The organism is Rhodococcus sp. 5G237 (assembly GCF_053764735.1).
On the sequence record NZ_JBSNCD010000003.1, the window covers coordinates 473,086 to 488,038 of the forward strand.

The 14,953-nt window shown below is 68.6% G+C and carries 15 protein-coding genes and 1 pseudogene; 13 read left to right on the forward strand and 3 right to left on the reverse strand.

Features of this window, described 5'->3' with window-relative positions; genetic code table 11:
* Positions 1–140 precede the first annotated feature (140 nt).
* The 13 genes and pseudogenes from ACWPOC_RS08785 (at position 141) to ACWPOC_RS08845 (ending at position 11,580) form a co-directional block, all read left to right on the forward strand.
* Positions 141–395, forward strand: a complete 255-nt coding sequence (locus tag ACWPOC_RS08785; protein ID WP_120281838.1) for a hypothetical protein — start codon at positions 141–143, stop codon at positions 393–395.
* Positions 392–1,027, forward strand: coding sequence for a Rieske (2Fe-2S) protein (locus tag ACWPOC_RS08790; RefSeq protein WP_120281837.1), 636 nt, complete (start codon positions 392–394; stop codon positions 1,025–1,027). Before ACWPOC_RS08785 ends, ACWPOC_RS08790 begins: the two co-directional genes overlap by 4 nt.
* A complete protein-coding gene (locus tag ACWPOC_RS08795; RefSeq protein WP_183070663.1) occupies positions 1,024–1,611 on the forward strand; it encodes a glutathione S-transferase family protein in 588 nt (195 codons plus the stop codon). Before ACWPOC_RS08790 ends, ACWPOC_RS08795 begins: the two co-directional genes overlap by 4 nt.
* A gap of 35 nt (positions 1,612–1,646) precedes the next feature.
* Positions 1,647–2,147, forward strand: coding sequence for a thiamine pyrophosphate-binding protein (locus ACWPOC_RS08800; protein WP_016693649.1), 501 nt, complete (start codon positions 1,647–1,649; stop codon positions 2,145–2,147).
* Entirely contained in the window at positions 2,144–2,767 is a 624-nt protein-coding gene (locus ACWPOC_RS08805; protein WP_220659981.1) for a thiamine pyrophosphate-dependent enzyme, read from the forward strand. The genes ACWPOC_RS08800 and ACWPOC_RS08805 overlap by 4 nt, the downstream gene beginning before the upstream one ends.
* Positions 2,754–4,304, forward strand: coding sequence for a GMC family oxidoreductase N-terminal domain-containing protein (locus ACWPOC_RS08810; protein ID WP_120281836.1), 1,551 nt, complete (start codon positions 2,754–2,756; stop codon positions 4,302–4,304). The genes ACWPOC_RS08805 and ACWPOC_RS08810 overlap by 14 nt, the downstream gene beginning before the upstream one ends.
* Complete coding sequence (locus ACWPOC_RS08815; RefSeq protein ID WP_120281835.1) at positions 4,301–5,188, forward strand: aromatic ring-hydroxylating oxygenase subunit alpha; 888 nt, start codon at positions 4,301–4,303, stop codon at positions 5,186–5,188. Before ACWPOC_RS08810 ends, ACWPOC_RS08815 begins: the two co-directional genes overlap by 4 nt.
* Positions 5,185–6,678, forward strand: a complete 1,494-nt coding sequence (locus ACWPOC_RS08820) for an aldehyde dehydrogenase family protein (RefSeq protein WP_120281834.1) — start codon at positions 5,185–5,187, stop codon at positions 6,676–6,678. The genes ACWPOC_RS08815 and ACWPOC_RS08820 overlap by 4 nt, the downstream gene beginning before the upstream one ends.
* A gap of 337 nt (positions 6,679–7,015) precedes the next feature.
* A pseudogene (locus tag ACWPOC_RS08825) lies at positions 7,016–7,426 on the forward strand (ATP-binding cassette domain-containing protein); the annotation flags it as partial.
* Positions 7,415–8,458, forward strand: coding sequence for an ATP-binding cassette domain-containing protein (locus tag ACWPOC_RS08830; protein WP_443714520.1), 1,044 nt, complete (start codon positions 7,415–7,417; stop codon positions 8,456–8,458). The pseudogene ACWPOC_RS08825 and the gene ACWPOC_RS08830, both read left to right, overlap by 12 nt.
* Positions 8,455–9,528 (forward strand): ABC transporter permease, encoded by a 1,074-nt coding sequence (locus tag ACWPOC_RS08835; RefSeq protein ID WP_268655341.1) that lies wholly within the window; start codon positions 8,455–8,457, stop codon positions 9,526–9,528. Before ACWPOC_RS08830 ends, ACWPOC_RS08835 begins: the two co-directional genes overlap by 4 nt.
* Positions 9,525–10,487: an ABC transporter permease gene (locus tag ACWPOC_RS08840; protein WP_120281831.1), complete on the forward strand. Its 963-nt coding sequence runs from the start codon at positions 9,525–9,527 to the stop codon at positions 10,485–10,487. The genes ACWPOC_RS08835 and ACWPOC_RS08840 overlap by 4 nt, the downstream gene beginning before the upstream one ends.
* A gap of 70 nt (positions 10,488–10,557) precedes the next feature.
* Entirely contained in the window at positions 10,558–11,580 is a 1,023-nt protein-coding gene (locus ACWPOC_RS08845; RefSeq protein WP_230790858.1) for a BMP family protein, read from the forward strand.
* A gap of 96 nt (positions 11,581–11,676) precedes the next feature.
* Here ACWPOC_RS08845 and ACWPOC_RS08850 read toward each other — a convergent pair whose 3' ends face one another.
* Genes ACWPOC_RS08850 through ACWPOC_RS08860 form a run of 3 tightly spaced genes read right to left on the reverse strand, consistent with a single transcriptional unit; the run spans position 11,677 to position 14,868 of the window.
* Complete coding sequence (locus ACWPOC_RS08850) at positions 11,677–12,414, reverse strand: alpha/beta fold hydrolase (protein ID WP_455408421.1); 738 nt, start codon at positions 12,412–12,414, stop codon at positions 11,677–11,679.
* Positions 12,411–13,496, reverse strand: a complete 1,086-nt coding sequence (locus ACWPOC_RS08855) for an isopenicillin N synthase family dioxygenase (RefSeq protein WP_159418921.1) — start codon at positions 13,494–13,496, stop codon at positions 12,411–12,413. Before ACWPOC_RS08855 ends, ACWPOC_RS08850 begins: the two co-directional genes overlap by 4 nt.
* The gene (locus tag ACWPOC_RS08860) at positions 13,477–14,868 is read right to left on the reverse strand and encodes a uracil-xanthine permease family protein (protein WP_455408477.1); all 1,392 of its coding nucleotides are present in this window, start codon (positions 14,866–14,868) and stop codon (positions 13,477–13,479) included. Before ACWPOC_RS08860 ends, ACWPOC_RS08855 begins: the two co-directional genes overlap by 20 nt.
* Positions 14,869–14,953 lie beyond the last annotated feature (85 nt).

The following is a 14,953-nucleotide window of genomic DNA, read 5'->3' on the forward strand; positions in this document are numbered from 1 at the left end:
CGGAGCTCCCCTCCGGAGGAGGACTCTCCGGTGACGGGCGCGAGGGCCGTCGCAGACAAAGCACCCCACGTCCCCGGAGGTTTCCATGCGATGTTCCCCGACACCGAGCCCCTTCCACGGCCGGCGCACCCACTGCTGACATGTGCGGCACGATCTCGTCCACCCTCACGCTGGTAGGACGATTCGATCCGGGAGCCATGGCGCACTTCGTCGCCGCCCGCGCCGATCTGCTGCAGGTACGCGCCACCGTCGTCACGGCGACCCGGCATCTCGTCGAACTGCGCACCGAGGGAGAACCCGACCTCGTCGACGCCCTCGAAACGGCCTGCGCTCTCGCCCCCGGCACCAATGTCGTCCTCGATCTCACTTCGACCGAGAGGAACTCGACCCCATGACCGTCTGGACTCCCGTCGCTCTCGCCCGCGACATCGAGCCCGGCACCGCGACCGGCACCACCGTCGACGGGGACTCCGTCGCGCTGTGGCGTGGCACCGACGGCGCCGTGCACGCGTGGGCAGACCGTTGCCCGCATCGCGGCATGCGCCTGTCCTTCGGATTCGTCCGCGAGGACCGCCTCGTCTGCCTCTACCACGGGTGGCAGTTCGACGGTGCCGGCGCGTGCAGGCACGTCCCCGCCCACCCACGGATGGAACCGCCGAAAACCGTGATGCCGCAGCAGTATCGGACCGTCGAGAGCGCCGGATTCGTGTGGGTGGCACCCACCGATGCCGACGGCACACCCGACGTTCCCGACACGGCGATCACCCCGGTGCGATCGGTGTGGATCGACGGCGACCGGGACACCGTCCTTTCCCTCCTCGGCCCGGACAGAACCGGCGCCCTCGTCACCGGCACGATCGACGGAACTGACGTGATCGCCGGTATCCAGACGATCGACGCGCACACCACGGCCGTGCACGTCGTCGCCGCCGGCGTCGTCCCGACCGACACCGTGAACGCCCTCGTCCTACGAGTGCACGAGTTCCGCGACTCCGTGTCGTCCGCACGAGAGGTAGTGGTCTCGTGAGCATTCCCGTCCTGCACGACTTTCCGCTCGATCCGCGGTGCTACTCCGTACGACTGGCACTGGCGCTGCTCGGCGTCGAGCATCGGGTGCAACCGGTCGACGTGTTCCCCGGTGGCGCCCACCTCGAATCGCCCTACCGCGAGCTCACCCCCACCGGCGAACTTCCGGTGTTCGAGACCGGAACGGCGACCCTTGTCGGATCCGTAGACGTCCTCGTTCACCTCTCCGACGGAACCGCATGGGCCGCACCGTCCGGCGACTGGATCGACTTCATGACCGGACCGCTCGAACTGTTCTACTCCTGCCGCGAACAGTCGCTGTACACAACGGATCCCGTCGACACCACGGCCGCTCGCGCGGTGGCGCAGTCGCTCGACGACCTGCTCGCGTCCCGCACGACGGACGACGCGTGGGTGGCCGCCGACCGGCCGACCGTCGCCGACATCGCCCTGTTCCCCGCCGCTGCCCTGAGCCGGGACGTCGGGATCGACCACGACCGCTACCCGGCCCTGCGCAGCTGGATCCGGCGCATCAAGCAGCTTCCCGGCTTCGTGGAGATGCCCGGAATCCCCGTCTTCCCGTGATCTTTCCGACCGCCCACATTCCGAAAGGACGCCACATGCAACAGTCCACCGTCGACGCGGTGATCCGCGGCCTGGAGAAGGCCGGCGTCACCACCGTGTGCTACCTGCCCGATTCCTTGTTCAAGGAGCTCTACCCCGCTCTCGACGCGCACCCCACCATCCGCACCATCCAGGTCACCAACGAGGGTGAGGGCGCCGCGATCTGCGGCGGAATCTTCCTGTCCGGCAAGCGTGCCGCGCTCATCATGGAGAACTCCGGCCTGCGTGCCTCCGTCGAACCCCTCGCCCGCATGGGTCTGGGCGCCGGCATCCCGGTGATCATGCTCATGAGCTACCGCGGCGAACTCGGTGAGAACAACTGGTGGGCCGTGCCGCACGGCATCACGATGGAGCCGATCCTCGATGCCCTGCGCATCCCGTACCGCATCGTGCGGGAGGAGGACGCGATCGAACGCGCCATCCACGACGCGTTCGAGTGGTCCTACTCCGCCTACCACCATTCCGCCATCGCCCTCGGAGGAGGACTCGTCCGATGACCACCATGCGCATGACCCGATTCGAGTGCATGCAGGCACTCGCCGCCCGGCTCGAGAACGAACTCGTCATCCTCTCCCTCGGCGCGAGCGTCGACGAGTGGTACAACGCCGCCCCGCACATGCGCGAGGCCAGCCTGTTCCAGCAGCAGCTCGGCTGCGTGACCCCGCAGGCGTTCGGTCTCTCGGTGGGCCTGCCGCACCGCCGCATCGTCTCGCTCGACACCGACGGCGGCATGCTGTTCAACCTCGGCATCCTCGCGACCCTCGCCAACGAGCAGCCCCGCAACCTGTTCACGGTGGTGTGGGACAACGAGTGCTACCAGTCCATCGGCGGCCCGCCGACCCACACCGCGAAAGGCAAGGTCGACATCGCCGCGATCGCCCGCGGAGCGGGAATCGAGAAGGCCTACACCGCGGAGACCCTCGAAGAGTTCGACAAGCACTGCGTCGCAGGGTTGTTCGCCGACGAACCGTACGTGCTCGTCGCGAAGGTCTCGAGCGTCGTGCAACCGGGCATCAAGCGCAAGCACAGCGACGGCCGGGAGGACAAGTACATCTTCGTTCGCCACGTGGAGGCGACGGAGGGCATCACCATCATGGGTCCCAGTGAACACAACTGATGGATTCGACTACGTCGTCGTCGGCGGCGGGTCGGCGGGGTGCGTCCTCGCGGCCCGCCTGACCGAGGATCCCGACACCACCGTGCTGCTCCTCGAGGCAGGACCGGACCACGCCGGTCTCCCCTCGATCGATGCGCCGGCGATCTGGGCGGGACTGCTCGGCGGCGACTACGACTGGGGGCACAGTTACGCGCCCAACCCGTTGCTCGACGGTCGCGCCGTGCCCATCCCCCGCGGCCGGGTCCTCGGCGGATCGAGCAGCATCAACGCGATGCTCTGGTATCGCGGGCACCCCTCGGACTACGACGCGTGGGAGACCGCCGGCGCGAAGGGCTGGAACTTCGCGTCGCTGCTCCCCTGGTTCCGCCGCGCCGAGGACTGGGAGGGCGGCGCCACCGCCTTCCGCGGCGCCGGAGGCCCGATTCGCATCACCCGACCCGCCGACCCGCATCCCATTGCCACCGGATTGCTCGACGCCGCAGCCGAACTCGGCATGGCCGTGCTCGACGACTGCAACGGACCGGACATCGAGGGCGCTTCCCCGGCGAACCTCACGATCGACGACGGCCACCGCGTCAGCACGGCTCGTGCCTATCTCGATCCGGCGCGGACCCGGCCCAATCTCACCGTGCGCACCGACGTCACGGTGTCGGGCCTGGTGTTCGACGGCGACCGGTGCGTCGGTGTGCGGTACGGCAGTGACGGCACGGACACCGTGGTCCGTGCCGACGCCGAAGTCCTGCTCTGCGCCGGGGCGATCTCGAGCCCGCATCTGCTTCTGCTCTCCGGGATCGGCGATCCCGCACACCTGCAGGAACACGGAATCCCTGTCCACATCGCACTTCCCGGTGTCGGACGCAACCTCCAGGACCATCCCCTGCTCATGGGCGTGAACTTCCGGGCCCGCAACCCGCTCGGACCGGCCCGCGACAACGGCGGCGGCGCGATCCTGAACTGGCGCTCGGACCCGTCGCTGGACCTGCCCGACCTGCACGCCTTCGTCGTCCAGGGTGCGCACGCCACCCCGGAGGTCGCCGCACGCTACGGCGTCACCGGCGACGTCTTCGCGATCTCCCCGGGTCTCATGCGCTCCTACAGCGTCGGGCAACTGACGCTGCGGTGCGCGGACCCGGACACAGCACCGATCATCGACCCGCGCTATCTGTCCGACCCCCGCGACCTCGACGCCCTCGTCGCCGGCCTCGATCGCATCTTCGACCTCGCCGAGACCTCCGCCTTGCAGGATCTGGTCGAGGCACCCGCAGCACCGGACCGTCGTCTCGGCCGCGCCGACGCCGAAGGCTTCGTCCGCGCGAGTTGCGCGACCTTCTTCCACACGGGCGGCACGTGCGCGATGGGCGTGGGACCCGACGCCGTCGTCGACCCGGACCTGCGCGTCCACGGCGTGGACGGATTGCGCGTCGTCGACGCCTCCGTCATCCCGGTGCTCCCGTCGTGCAACACCAACGCCCCCGTGATCGCCCTCGCCGAGCGCGCGGCCGCGCTGATCACCGGAACCGAGAGGAGACTGTCGTGACGACCAGCATCACCACACGCTGCGACGACCCGGTCGTGCTGAACCAGTGGTATCCGGTCTGTTCCGAACAGGAGACAGCCGAGGGCGTCGTGCGCACCCGCCTGCTCGGCGCCGACATCGAATGCACTGTCGACACGGACGGCGAGCCGACGGTGCGCGACGGCGACACCGCGCTCCCGGTGCGGCGCCGATACGGTTTCGTGTGGACCACTCTCGGCACCCCCGAGAAGGACGTGTTCCCCATCGACGAGGCCGACGAACCCGACCGACGGTACGTCCCCTGCGGGTGGGTGACGCTCCGGTCGTCCCCTGGCAGGGTGGTCGAGAACTTCCTCGACATGGCCCACTTCCCGTTCGTCCACACCGATATCCTCGGCGGCGAGGCCGCCACGGAGGTCGCGCGGTACAAGTGGGAGATCCGCCGGGAGACCGACGAGGTGTGGGCCACCGACTGCACGTTCTTCCAGCCGCAGATGTCCGCCGCGTCCGAGGGCTCGTTCGCGCACCTGACCTACCGGGTACCGAATCCGTATCAGGTGATGCTGTACCGGGTCTCGCCCGCAGACCCCACTCGTCTCGACGCGATCGCCCTGTTCATCCAGCCGATCGACGAAACACTGTGCCGCGCACAACCGGTGATGTATCTCGTCGACCCGGACTCCTCGCACACCGAGCTGGTGCAGTTCGAGCAGGTGATCTTCCTGCAGGACCGCATCATCGTCGAGAATCAGCGGCCGCTGCTGTTGCCGCTCGACCCGCGCGACGAAATCCCCACCCGCGCCGACGCCTCGTCGGTCACCTACCGGCGCTGGCTCAAGGCCAAGGGGCTGCGTTGGGGCGCCCTGCCGTTCCGTCCCGTCCATACCCGAGGAGCAGACACGTGATCACCGCCGCCCTCCCCCGGTACTGTGCCGACTTCCTCCGCGACGGCACGAAATCGCTGCTCGTCGACGGCCGGTGGGTTCCCGGTTCCGGCGAGCCCTTCGAGACGATCGACCCGGCCACCGGTGTGCCGCTCGCGACGCTCGCGTCGGCGGGAGCCGGCGAGGTGGACACCGCGGTCGCCGCCGCGCGCCGCGCCCTGCAGAACGAGTGGGCATCGTGCACACCCGCGGCCCGCGCACGCGTGTTGTGGCGGATCGCCGAGACCATCGACGCCCATGCCGACGAACTCGCCGAACTCGAGACCCTCGACCAGGGGAAGACCTGGGCGACCTCCCGATTCGCCGAGATCCCGTCCGCGGCCGAACAGTTCCGCTACTACGCGGGATGGGCCACGAAGATCACAGGGACCACCGTCACGCCGTCGATCACCTACGCACCTCCGGGACGGAAGGTCGTCGCGCACACCGTGCGCGAACCGGTCGGTGTGGTGGCTGCGATCGTGCCGTGGAACTCACCACTGCTCATGGCCGCGATGAAACTGGCGCCGGCGCTCGCCGCGGGATGCACCGTCGTGCTCAAGCCGGCCGAGGACACCTCGCTGACCGCCCTGCGGTTCGGTGAACTGCTCGCGAAGAGCGGAATTCCCGACGGCGTCGTCAACATCCTCACCGGTGGCGGCGAGGTCGGGCGCATGCTGGCCGAGCATGCGGGGGTGGACAAGGTGACGTTCACCGGGTCCACGGAGGTCGGGAAGAAACTCGTCACCTCGGCGGGGGCCCGCAACCTCTCGCGACTCACCCTCGAACTCGGTGGCAAGTCCCCGGCGGTCGTCTTCGGCGACACCGATCTGCCGCTGACGATCCCCGGTCTCGCGCGCGGCATCTTCGCCAACTGCGGTCAGGTCTGCGTCGCCGGTTCCAGGATCTACGCCGAACGGCGCATCTACGAGCAGGTCGTCGACGGTCTCGCCGCGGCTGCGGACACCCTGCGGCTCGGCCACGGACTCGACGACGACACCGATCTGGGCCCACTGGTCAGTCTGCGGCACCGCGAGACGGTGGCGTCCTACGTCGACGCCGGAGTCCGTGTGGGTGCCACGGTCGTGACGGGTGGTCGCATGGTGGGCGAGACCGGCAGCTTCTACGAGCCCACCGTGGTGGTCGACGCCGCCCCGGATCTGCCGATGATGCGCGAGGAGATCTTCGGTCCGGTCGTGACGGTGACCCCCTTCGACGATCCCGACGAAGTGATCGCCTGGGCCAACGACACCGACTACGGTCTCGCGGCGAGCGTGTGGACGTCGGATCTGTCGCGGGCCCACAGGGTGGCCGACGCGATCCGCGCCGGCACCGTGTGGATCAACTGCCACTCCTACTTCTCTCCCGAACTGGTCAAGGGCGGCCACAAGCAGTCCGGTTGGGGTTACGAGAACGGCGCCGCCGGACTGGAGAACTACTTGGAGACCAAGACGGTGTGTTTGTCGATCTGACCGTCGGTCGGGGCCCCGAGGTACGCGTGCGTCGCTTCGAACTGCGATTGCAGGTACTCGCCGGCCCCGATCGGTGGATGGATCGGCTGCGCACCCGGTTCGACACAAGGCGGGAAACACAATCGTCATGAATCGGACACGGCCGCTCAATGACGACCCTGGATCGTCTCGACTTGACACACAGCGATTACTCGGAAGGTCCCACCGTATGGTGACAGCAACTTCGCCCGCGAGCATCACCACCGCTGCAGGAGCGACGGAATCGGTTCCCGCCGAGGGCGTCGTGATGCGCGGTATCCACCGGTCCTTCGGTGAGAACACCGTCCTGCGCGACGTGTCGTTGCATGTGCGGCCCGGCGAGGTCTACGCGTTGCTCGGCGAGAACGGCGCCGGCAAGTCGACGTTGATGCGCATCCTCACCGGGTTGCTCCCGCCGGATTCCGGTTCCATTGCAGTGGAGGGAAAGTCGCTCGCCGATGGAGGCCGGGAGCGGATCGCCATGGTCCACCAGCACTTCATGCTCGTGCCGAGCATGACGGTCGCCGAGAACTTCCTGCTCGGCCGCTCCCGCGGGGTGGTCGGCCGGAAACGTCTGCGGCGCGCAGAGGCCGAGATCGCCGCCCTCGCAGAGGACACCGGTCTCGCCTGCGACCCCACCGCACGCGTGGAGAACCTGTCGGTCGGCGAGCAGCAGCGCGTCGAGATCCTGCGCGCCCTGCACCTGGGCGCCGGCTATCTGCTGCTCGACGAACCGACCGCGAATCTTGCTCCGGCCGAGGTGCATTCACTGCTCGCACAGGTCCGCCGACTCGCCACCGAGCGCGGCGTCGGGATCGTGCTCATCACCCACCATCTGGAGGAGGTCCTCGAGGCCGCCGACCGGGTCGGTGTGCTGCGAGGAGGGCAACTCGTCGCCGAGCGCGCCATCCGCGGAGACGGCGCCGAGAGCGTCACCACCGCCGAACTCGCCCGCAACATGGTCGGCCGCGAGGTCGGACTCGGCATCCGCCGCGCGGCCACCGAACCGGCCGGGAGCCGGATGCTCGAACTGGTCGGCGTGTCCGTCCCCGGCCAGTTGCACGATGTGACCCTGCGGGTCGCATCCGGGCAGCTCGTCGCCGTCGCCGGAGTCGAGGGCAACGGTCAGTCCGCCCTCGAGGACGTCCTGTCCGGGCTCGCCCCCGACTCCAGCGGCGCGGTGGTCGTCGCCGAACGGGAGATCGACGCCTCGTCACCCCGCGCGATGCGCGAAGCGGGTGTCGGTGTCGTTCCCGCCGACCGCTACACCCGAGGACTGATCAAGTCACTGGGAATCGATACCAATCTCGCGATCGACAGCTACACCGATCCCCCGCTCGCGCGTCGCTGGGGACGCCTGTCGCGGGCCGCCGTCCGCGAACGCGCCGAGCGCATCATCGCCGCCCTGTCGGTCAAGGCCCAGAGCCCGCGCACCCTCGCCGGCACCCTGTCCGGTGGGCACGCCCAGCGCGTCGTGCTCGGCCGGGTCCTCGACGGTGAACCCGACGTCCTCGTCGTCGCCCAGCCCACCCGCGGTCTCGACATCGGCGCCACCGAATTCGTGTGGGACACCCTCGTCGACCACCGCTCCCGGGGCGCCGCGATCCTGCTCATCTCGTCCGATCTCGACGAGATCTGCAGCCTCGCCGACCGGATCGTCGTGCTCTACCGCGGACGGATCGTCGCCGAATTCGACGAAGGCCCGTTCGACCGCGAAGCCCTCGGCTCGGCCATGGGCGGATTCCAGGAGGCCGCAGCATGACCGCCACGCTCAGTCCACCGGTGACGACACCACCCGAGCCGCCCACTGCGTCGCGGATCCGGGGCCTCGCGACCACCATCGGCGTGCCGCTGCTCGCCGTCGCCGTCGGTCTCGCGGCGGGTGGGATCCTCATCGTCCTCGCGGGCGGCAATCCCGGGCAGGCCTACACGACGATGCTCGACGCCGCGCTCGGCGGCGACACACAGCTCGGCCGCCTGCTCACCGGTATGACGCCGCTCGTGCTCATAGCGCTCGGCTACGCGATCGCGTACCGCACGGGCTTCATCACCATCGGCGCGCAGGGCCACTACGACGTCGGCGCCATCACCGCGACGGCCGTGGTGCTGAGCATGCCACTGGGGACGAGCTGGATCGCGATCCCCATCGTCGCCGTCACCGCCGCGGCCGCAGGTGCGTGCATCGGCGGCATCGCGGGTGTGCTGAAGGCGCGGCTCGGGGTCAACGAGATCATCTCGTCGCTCATGCTCAACTACCTCGTCTTCTACACACTGGCGTGGGCGGTGCGCAAACCCCTCGCCAACCCCAACGGTTTCACCCCCGAGTCCGAACGCATTCCCGACTGGGCGGCGCTCGCGACCATCCCCGGCACCCGCATCCACATCGGTGTGTTCGTCGCGATCGCGGCGGTTCCGCTCGTGTGGTGGCTCATGCGCTCGACCCGGTTCGGCTTCGCGTCGCAGATCGTCGGCGAGAGCCCGAGCGTCGCCGAGGCCAACGGCATCTCCGTCGCCCGCACCGTCGTGACTTCCGCTCTGATCAGCGGCGCCCTCGGCGGTATCGCCGGAGCGATCATGTTGCTGGGCAGCGAGTTCCGACTGTCGCTGGCGATCTCGTCCGGGATCGGGTTCACCGCGATCGTGGTGGCGCTGCTCGGTCGTCGCAATCCGTTCGGCATCGTCCTCGCCGCGGCGCTGGTCTCCGGGCTCACCCTCGGCAGCCAGGCGGTGCAGCGCACCCAGGAGATCCCCGCGTCCATCGGCACCGTCGTCCAGGCAGTGATGATCGTGACGGTGCTGCTCGCCAACCGAATCGTGGAGCGTGCCCGATGAACTGGTCCGACGTCCTGGGCGCCGGTGCGCTCGTCCCGTTGTTCACCGCCGCGCTGCGCCTGGCGGTGCCGATCATCCTCGCCGCCGCCGGCGCGTGTCTCGCCGAGCGCTCCGGGCTGATGAACCTCGGTATCGAGGGGCAGATGATGGTCGGCGCGATCATCGCGTTCGTGACGGTCTACTACACCGGGCAACCGATGCTCGGCGCCGTCACCGGTGCCGCCGCGGGCCTGGTGATCGCCGCGCTCGTCGGCTATCTGACGATCACGATGGCCGTCGACCAGATCATCACGGGCATCTCGGTGGTGATCCTCGGGACCGGACTCGCGTCCTTCCTGTACCTGCAGGTGTTCGGCGTGACCGGCACACCGCCGCGCATCCAGGGCACCACACCCCTCGATCTTCCGGTGCTGTCCGACCTGCCGGTGCTCGGCCCGATCGTGTTCTCGCAGTCGCCGCTCGTCTACCTCGCGCTCGCGCTGGTCGTCGCCCTGTGGTGGGTGCTCACCCGCACGGCCTTCGGCCTGTCGATCCGCGCAGCCGGTGAGAGCCCGGAGGCCGCCGACTCGGTGGGCGTCTCCGTCCCCCGCACCCGGTGGAGCACGCTGCTGATCTCCGGCGCCGCAGCGGGCATGGCCGGCGCGCTCGTCATCGACGGCCTGGGTTTCTTCCAGGACGGCATCACCGGTGGCCGTGGCTGGATCGCGCTCGGTGTCGTCATTCTCGCCCGGTGGAACCCCCTCGGCGCCATCGCCGGTGGCTTCATGTTCGGTCTCGTCGACGCCTTCCAGTTGCGTGTGCAGGCCGCCTCCGGTGGGCAGGCCACATCGGTGCCGTACGAGCTGTTCCAGGCCATGCCGTACGCCGTGACGCTGCTCGCGGTCATCGCCACCACCGTGTGGTTCTCGCGCAGCAATTCCCCGAAGGCGCTCGGCGTCCCGTTCGTCCCCGCGAAATAGCTTTCCGTCAGCTTTCCCGTCAGTCATGGGGCTCGTAGTCGCGAGCCCTCCCTTCCCCGAGGAGAACCACGTGAAGAAATTGGGTACCGCTGTGGCTGCCGCCGCCGTCGTCGGAGCCGCCGTGACCGGATGTTCGAGTTCCGACTCCGGTGGGAGCGGCTCGGCCGACGGGGTCGTCAAGGCCGCGATCATCACCTCGGGTCCGGTCAACGACGTCGGCTGGAATCAGGGCATGGTCGAGGGCGCCGAGAAGCTCGAAGCGGAGGGTCTCATCGATCTGACCGTGGTACAGCAGGATTCGGGCGCGACCTCGGAGCAGATCGCCCAGATCGTCACCGATCTCGCGGAGGACGGCAACCAGCTCATCGTCGGTCACTCGTTCAACTACGGCGAACCCATCAAGGGCATCATCGCCGACTATCCCGACGTGCTGTTCGCCTATCCCGGGGGCTTCGGCGACATCACCGCCAATCTCGCCGACTACAGCCAGCCGTTCTACCAGGGTTCGTTTCTTACCGGCATCCTCGCCGGCGACCTGACGAAGACCGGCATCCTCGCCGGCACCGCCGGTTTCGAGATCCCGGTGTGCAAGGCCCAGATCGAGGCGTTCGCGGACGGTGCCCGCCTGACCTACAAGGGCCCCGGCGAGATCCAGTTGCGTCCGTCCTACATCGGCGGATGGTCCGACGCTGCGGCCCAGACCCTCGAGGCCGTCAACGCCCTCGTCGACCAGGGCGCCGACCAGTTCTCCACGTGCGGTGTCGACGCCGCCACCATCGAGGGCGCCAAGCAGCGCGGAGTCGGCGTCGCCGGTTACACGATGGATCAGACCCCGCTGGCACCCGAGAGCGTCGTCTCCTCCGTGGTCTGGAATCTCGACGAGGTCCTCCGCGCGATGATCGCCGACGTCGAGGCCGGCAACGTCGACCCGGCGAAGTACTACGAGGTGGACATCACCGAGGGCGGTCTGGACGTCGTCATCAATCCGGCCTTCGTCGACAAGATCTCGCCCGAGGCGATGGCGCTGTTCGAGGAGTACCGCGAGAAGATCATGGCCGGTGAGTTCGAGGTCGAGTACAAGGGCGGCGACTGACCCGGAGTATCTCCTGTAGAACGAACGAGACCGACGTTGTGTGCGATTTCCCAACGGATTTCGCACACAACGTCGGTCTCGTTCCGTAGATCCGGCCTATGTCCGGACGCGCTCGGTGCACCACTCCACCAGTGCCGCCGCGAGGTCGTCGCGGGCGGACAGCTGTGGTGCATGGTCGGACTCGAGCGACACGACTTGCGCACCCGGGGTGAGGCGTTGCATCGCCCGCTGGGTGACGAGGGGAACCGAACGGTCCAGTGTCGCTTCGATGTACAGGCGCGGCAGGCGCCCGAACCGTTCCGGCGTCCAGCTGGGTGCCATGAGCCGGGCGGTTTCGAGTTGCGGCACGAGTCGGCGTGCGGCACCGATCGCGTCGGCCGCATCCGCCTCGTGGAAGAACACCGCGGCGCCGGCCTCCGGGGGCACGATCGTGGCGCGACCGTCGTCGGTGGGTTCGAGCCACCGCGAGATACCCACCGGCGCCTCGAGACCGATTCCGTCACAGAGCATCCCGAAGCCGACCCCGGACGGGAGCATCATCCCCGCCACGTAGGCGACCCCGGCGACACGTTCCGGCAGCATATCCGCGACCTGCGTGACGACGATGCCACCACCGGAATGACCGACGAGGAGCACCGGACCATCCAATCCGGCAACATGGTCGGCCACGACCGCGGCGACGTCGTCGAGCGTCACATCGTCGGCGCCCCATGATCCGACACCGGGAAGCGCGAGCGGGTGTGGGACGTGCCCGGACCGGCGGAGCGGTTCGAGCAGCGTGTCCCACACCCAGCTTCCGGCCCACGCGCCGTGCACGAGCACGACATGACTCACGCGCGGTTCTCCCCCGTCGCCGCCAGCACACGGGCGGCTTCGCGCACAGCGGCGGTATTGGCCTTGCCGTGCCGCGACCCGGCGAGCTTGGCCTTGATGTGATCGCGGATCAGGATGGGTTCGTAGGGTTCCGGGCCCGCATACTCGGGCAGCGTGGAGACCACCGCGTCGACGTTGCCGTCGTGGAAGAACGCCACCGAACGACGGCGTCGGATACGACCGTCGACGATCGGTGGCTTGACGCGGTGCAGCGTCGACATCCACCGGTCGTCGGTGATGCGGGCGGTGAGATCACCGAGATTGACGAGCAGAGCCCCGGGCAGCGGTTCGACGTCGTGCCAGATTCCGTCGGACCCGAGCACTTGCAGCCCTGCGACCCGGTCGGCCCACAGCACGGTGACGATCCCGAAGTCGGTGTGCTCACCCATGCCGGTGAGGTCGCCGTCGAGGTCGACGGTGCCCTCGGGCAGCGCGTAGTTGTTCATGCGCAACACGTCGATCGAGTGGTCGGTGAGCTGTTCGAAGTAGTCGGGAGCCTGCCCGAGCGCGTCGGCGAAGATCCGGGTGAGGGTCCGCGCGACCCGCGAGGCCTCGATGAAGTAGGTCTGCACGCGGTCCTCGAAGCCGGGGACGTCGGGCCAGACGTTGAGTCCGTAGTCGTCCTCCGACAGGTCCAGGTGGGGGAACGACCGGGCCTCCACGCCGACGTTGTATGCCTCGAAGAAATCGTTCATGCGGCTGGCGGATTCGACGCCGAGGCTCAGGCTCAGCGACTCGCTCTTGGGCGGGCTGTATCCGCGGTTCGCGCCGACCACCCGGTACTGCTGCTTGTCGTCCATCGGCAGACCGAAGAAGTCGTCGAGGGCGCCGGTGAGGCCGTCGACCACCGGATCGGGTATGCCGTGCCCGAGGATCTGGACGAATCCCACACGGCTGCAGGCTTCGTCGATCTCACGGGCGACACGGGCGCGTTCGGCATCCTCGCCGGCCCGGACGTACGGGCCGATGTCACCGCCGGCCCGGACGTACGGGCCGATGTCGACGGCGGGAACGACGAAGGCGTCAGACGGCGACTGGTTCATGGGCAACTCCGTGGGGAGAGGTGGTACCGGCCGAGGTGACGGGGGCCGGCGTGCCGGACCGGGACGCGCGAGCCAGTGTCCCGAGACGAGTGTGGTTGAACAGCAGGTTCAACGAGAACGCCGCGATTGCGGCGAGCGTGATGCCGCTGCCGAGCAGGATCTGCGCGGCGGACGGGAAGCGCTCGAACATGCCCTCGGCGAGTTCCGGCAGCAGACCCACACCCACCGCGACGGCGGCGATCGTGGAGTTGATGCGGTCGGACAGGTCCACCGAACGCAGTGTGTTGATGCCCACGAGGGCGACGGTGGCGAACAGGATCAGGCCGACACCGCCGACGACCGGCTTCGGCAGCGCCGCGACCACCGAGCTCACCTTCGGCAGCGCGCCGAGGACCACGAGGATCACACCCGACGTGGCGGTGACGTAGCGGCTGTACACGCGGGTGGTGGCGACCGCACCGACGTTCTGGGTGAAGACGGTGTCGACGAAGGCGTTGAAGACACCGGCGAGCACAGCGGACGCTCCGTCGCCGGCGAGTCCGCGGGCAATGTCACCCTTGCTGACGCGCTTGCCGGTGATCTCGGCGACCGCGAGCATGCTCGCGGTGGATTCGGCGAAGACCACCGCCATGACGATGCTCATGGCGACGACCGCGGTGATCGGGAATTCGGGTGCGCCGAAGTGGAAGGGGGCGGGCAGACCCACCCACGACGAACCGGCCACGCCATCGAGGTCGATCAAGCCGAGCGGGACCGCGACGACCGTGCCGACCGCGAGGGCGATCAACACCCCGAGCTGCGCCCAGATGCCGCGACCGAGGCACAGGAAGCCGACGGCGACGACGATCACCAGCACGGCCAGGGCGATGTTGGTGGGCGAGGCGAAGGTGGGAGACGACGGGTCGGTGCCGACGATCAGCCCACCTGCCACGCCGATGAGCGAGATACCGACGACGGTGAGGACGGCACCGGTGACGAGCGGCGGGAAGAACCGGATGATCCTGGCGAACGGCCAGGCCAGGGCGAGACCGACGATGCCGCCGATCAGCATGGAGCCGTAGACGGCCTGCAGGCCGTATTCCTTCGCGATGAGGATCATCGGCGTCAGGCCGGCGAAGGTCGCGCCGCAGACGATGGGCAGGCGGACGCCGACGAGTTTGCCGACACCGAGGCTCTGGACGATGGTGATCAGGCCGGCGATCAGCAGGTCGGCGCTGATGAGCATCGCGATGGTGTCGCGGTCGAGTCCGACGGCCGCGCCGAAGACCAACGGGACGGTGATGCATCCGGTGTACATGATGAGGACATGCTGGAGGCCGAACGCGAACTGCCGGAGGAACGGCAGTCGCGCGTCGACGGGGTGCGGTGAGATCATGTGATCGCTCCCATTTCGGATGCAGTGCTGTATACGGTGCCGGATACAGCTTGGGGGCCGAAGTTTTCGGGCTCGAGTCATC

Bases quoted from the DNA above. Each gene is read 5' to 3' on its own strand.
- ACWPOC_RS08785 (WP_120281838.1), top strand. From the start codon at position 141: ATGTGCGGCACGATCTCGTCCACCCTCACGCTGGTAGGACGATTCGAT.
- ACWPOC_RS08790 (WP_120281837.1), top strand. From the start codon at position 392: ATGACCGTCTGGACTCCCGTCGCTCTCGCCCGCGACATCGAGCCCGGC.
- ACWPOC_RS08800 (WP_016693649.1), top strand. From the start codon at position 1,647: ATGCAACAGTCCACCGTCGACGCGGTGATCCGCGGCCTGGAGAAGGCC.
- ACWPOC_RS08805 (WP_220659981.1), top strand. From the start codon at position 2,144: ATGACCACCATGCGCATGACCCGATTCGAGTGCATGCAGGCACTCGCC.
- ACWPOC_RS08835 (WP_268655341.1), top strand. From the start codon at position 8,455: ATGACCGCCACGCTCAGTCCACCGGTGACGACACCACCCGAGCCGCCC.
- ACWPOC_RS08840 (WP_120281831.1), top strand. From the start codon at position 9,525: ATGAACTGGTCCGACGTCCTGGGCGCCGGTGCGCTCGTCCCGTTGTTC.
- ACWPOC_RS08855 (WP_159418921.1), bottom strand. From the start codon at position 13,496: ATGAACCAGTCGCCGTCTGACGCCTTCGTCGTTCCCGCCGTCGACATC.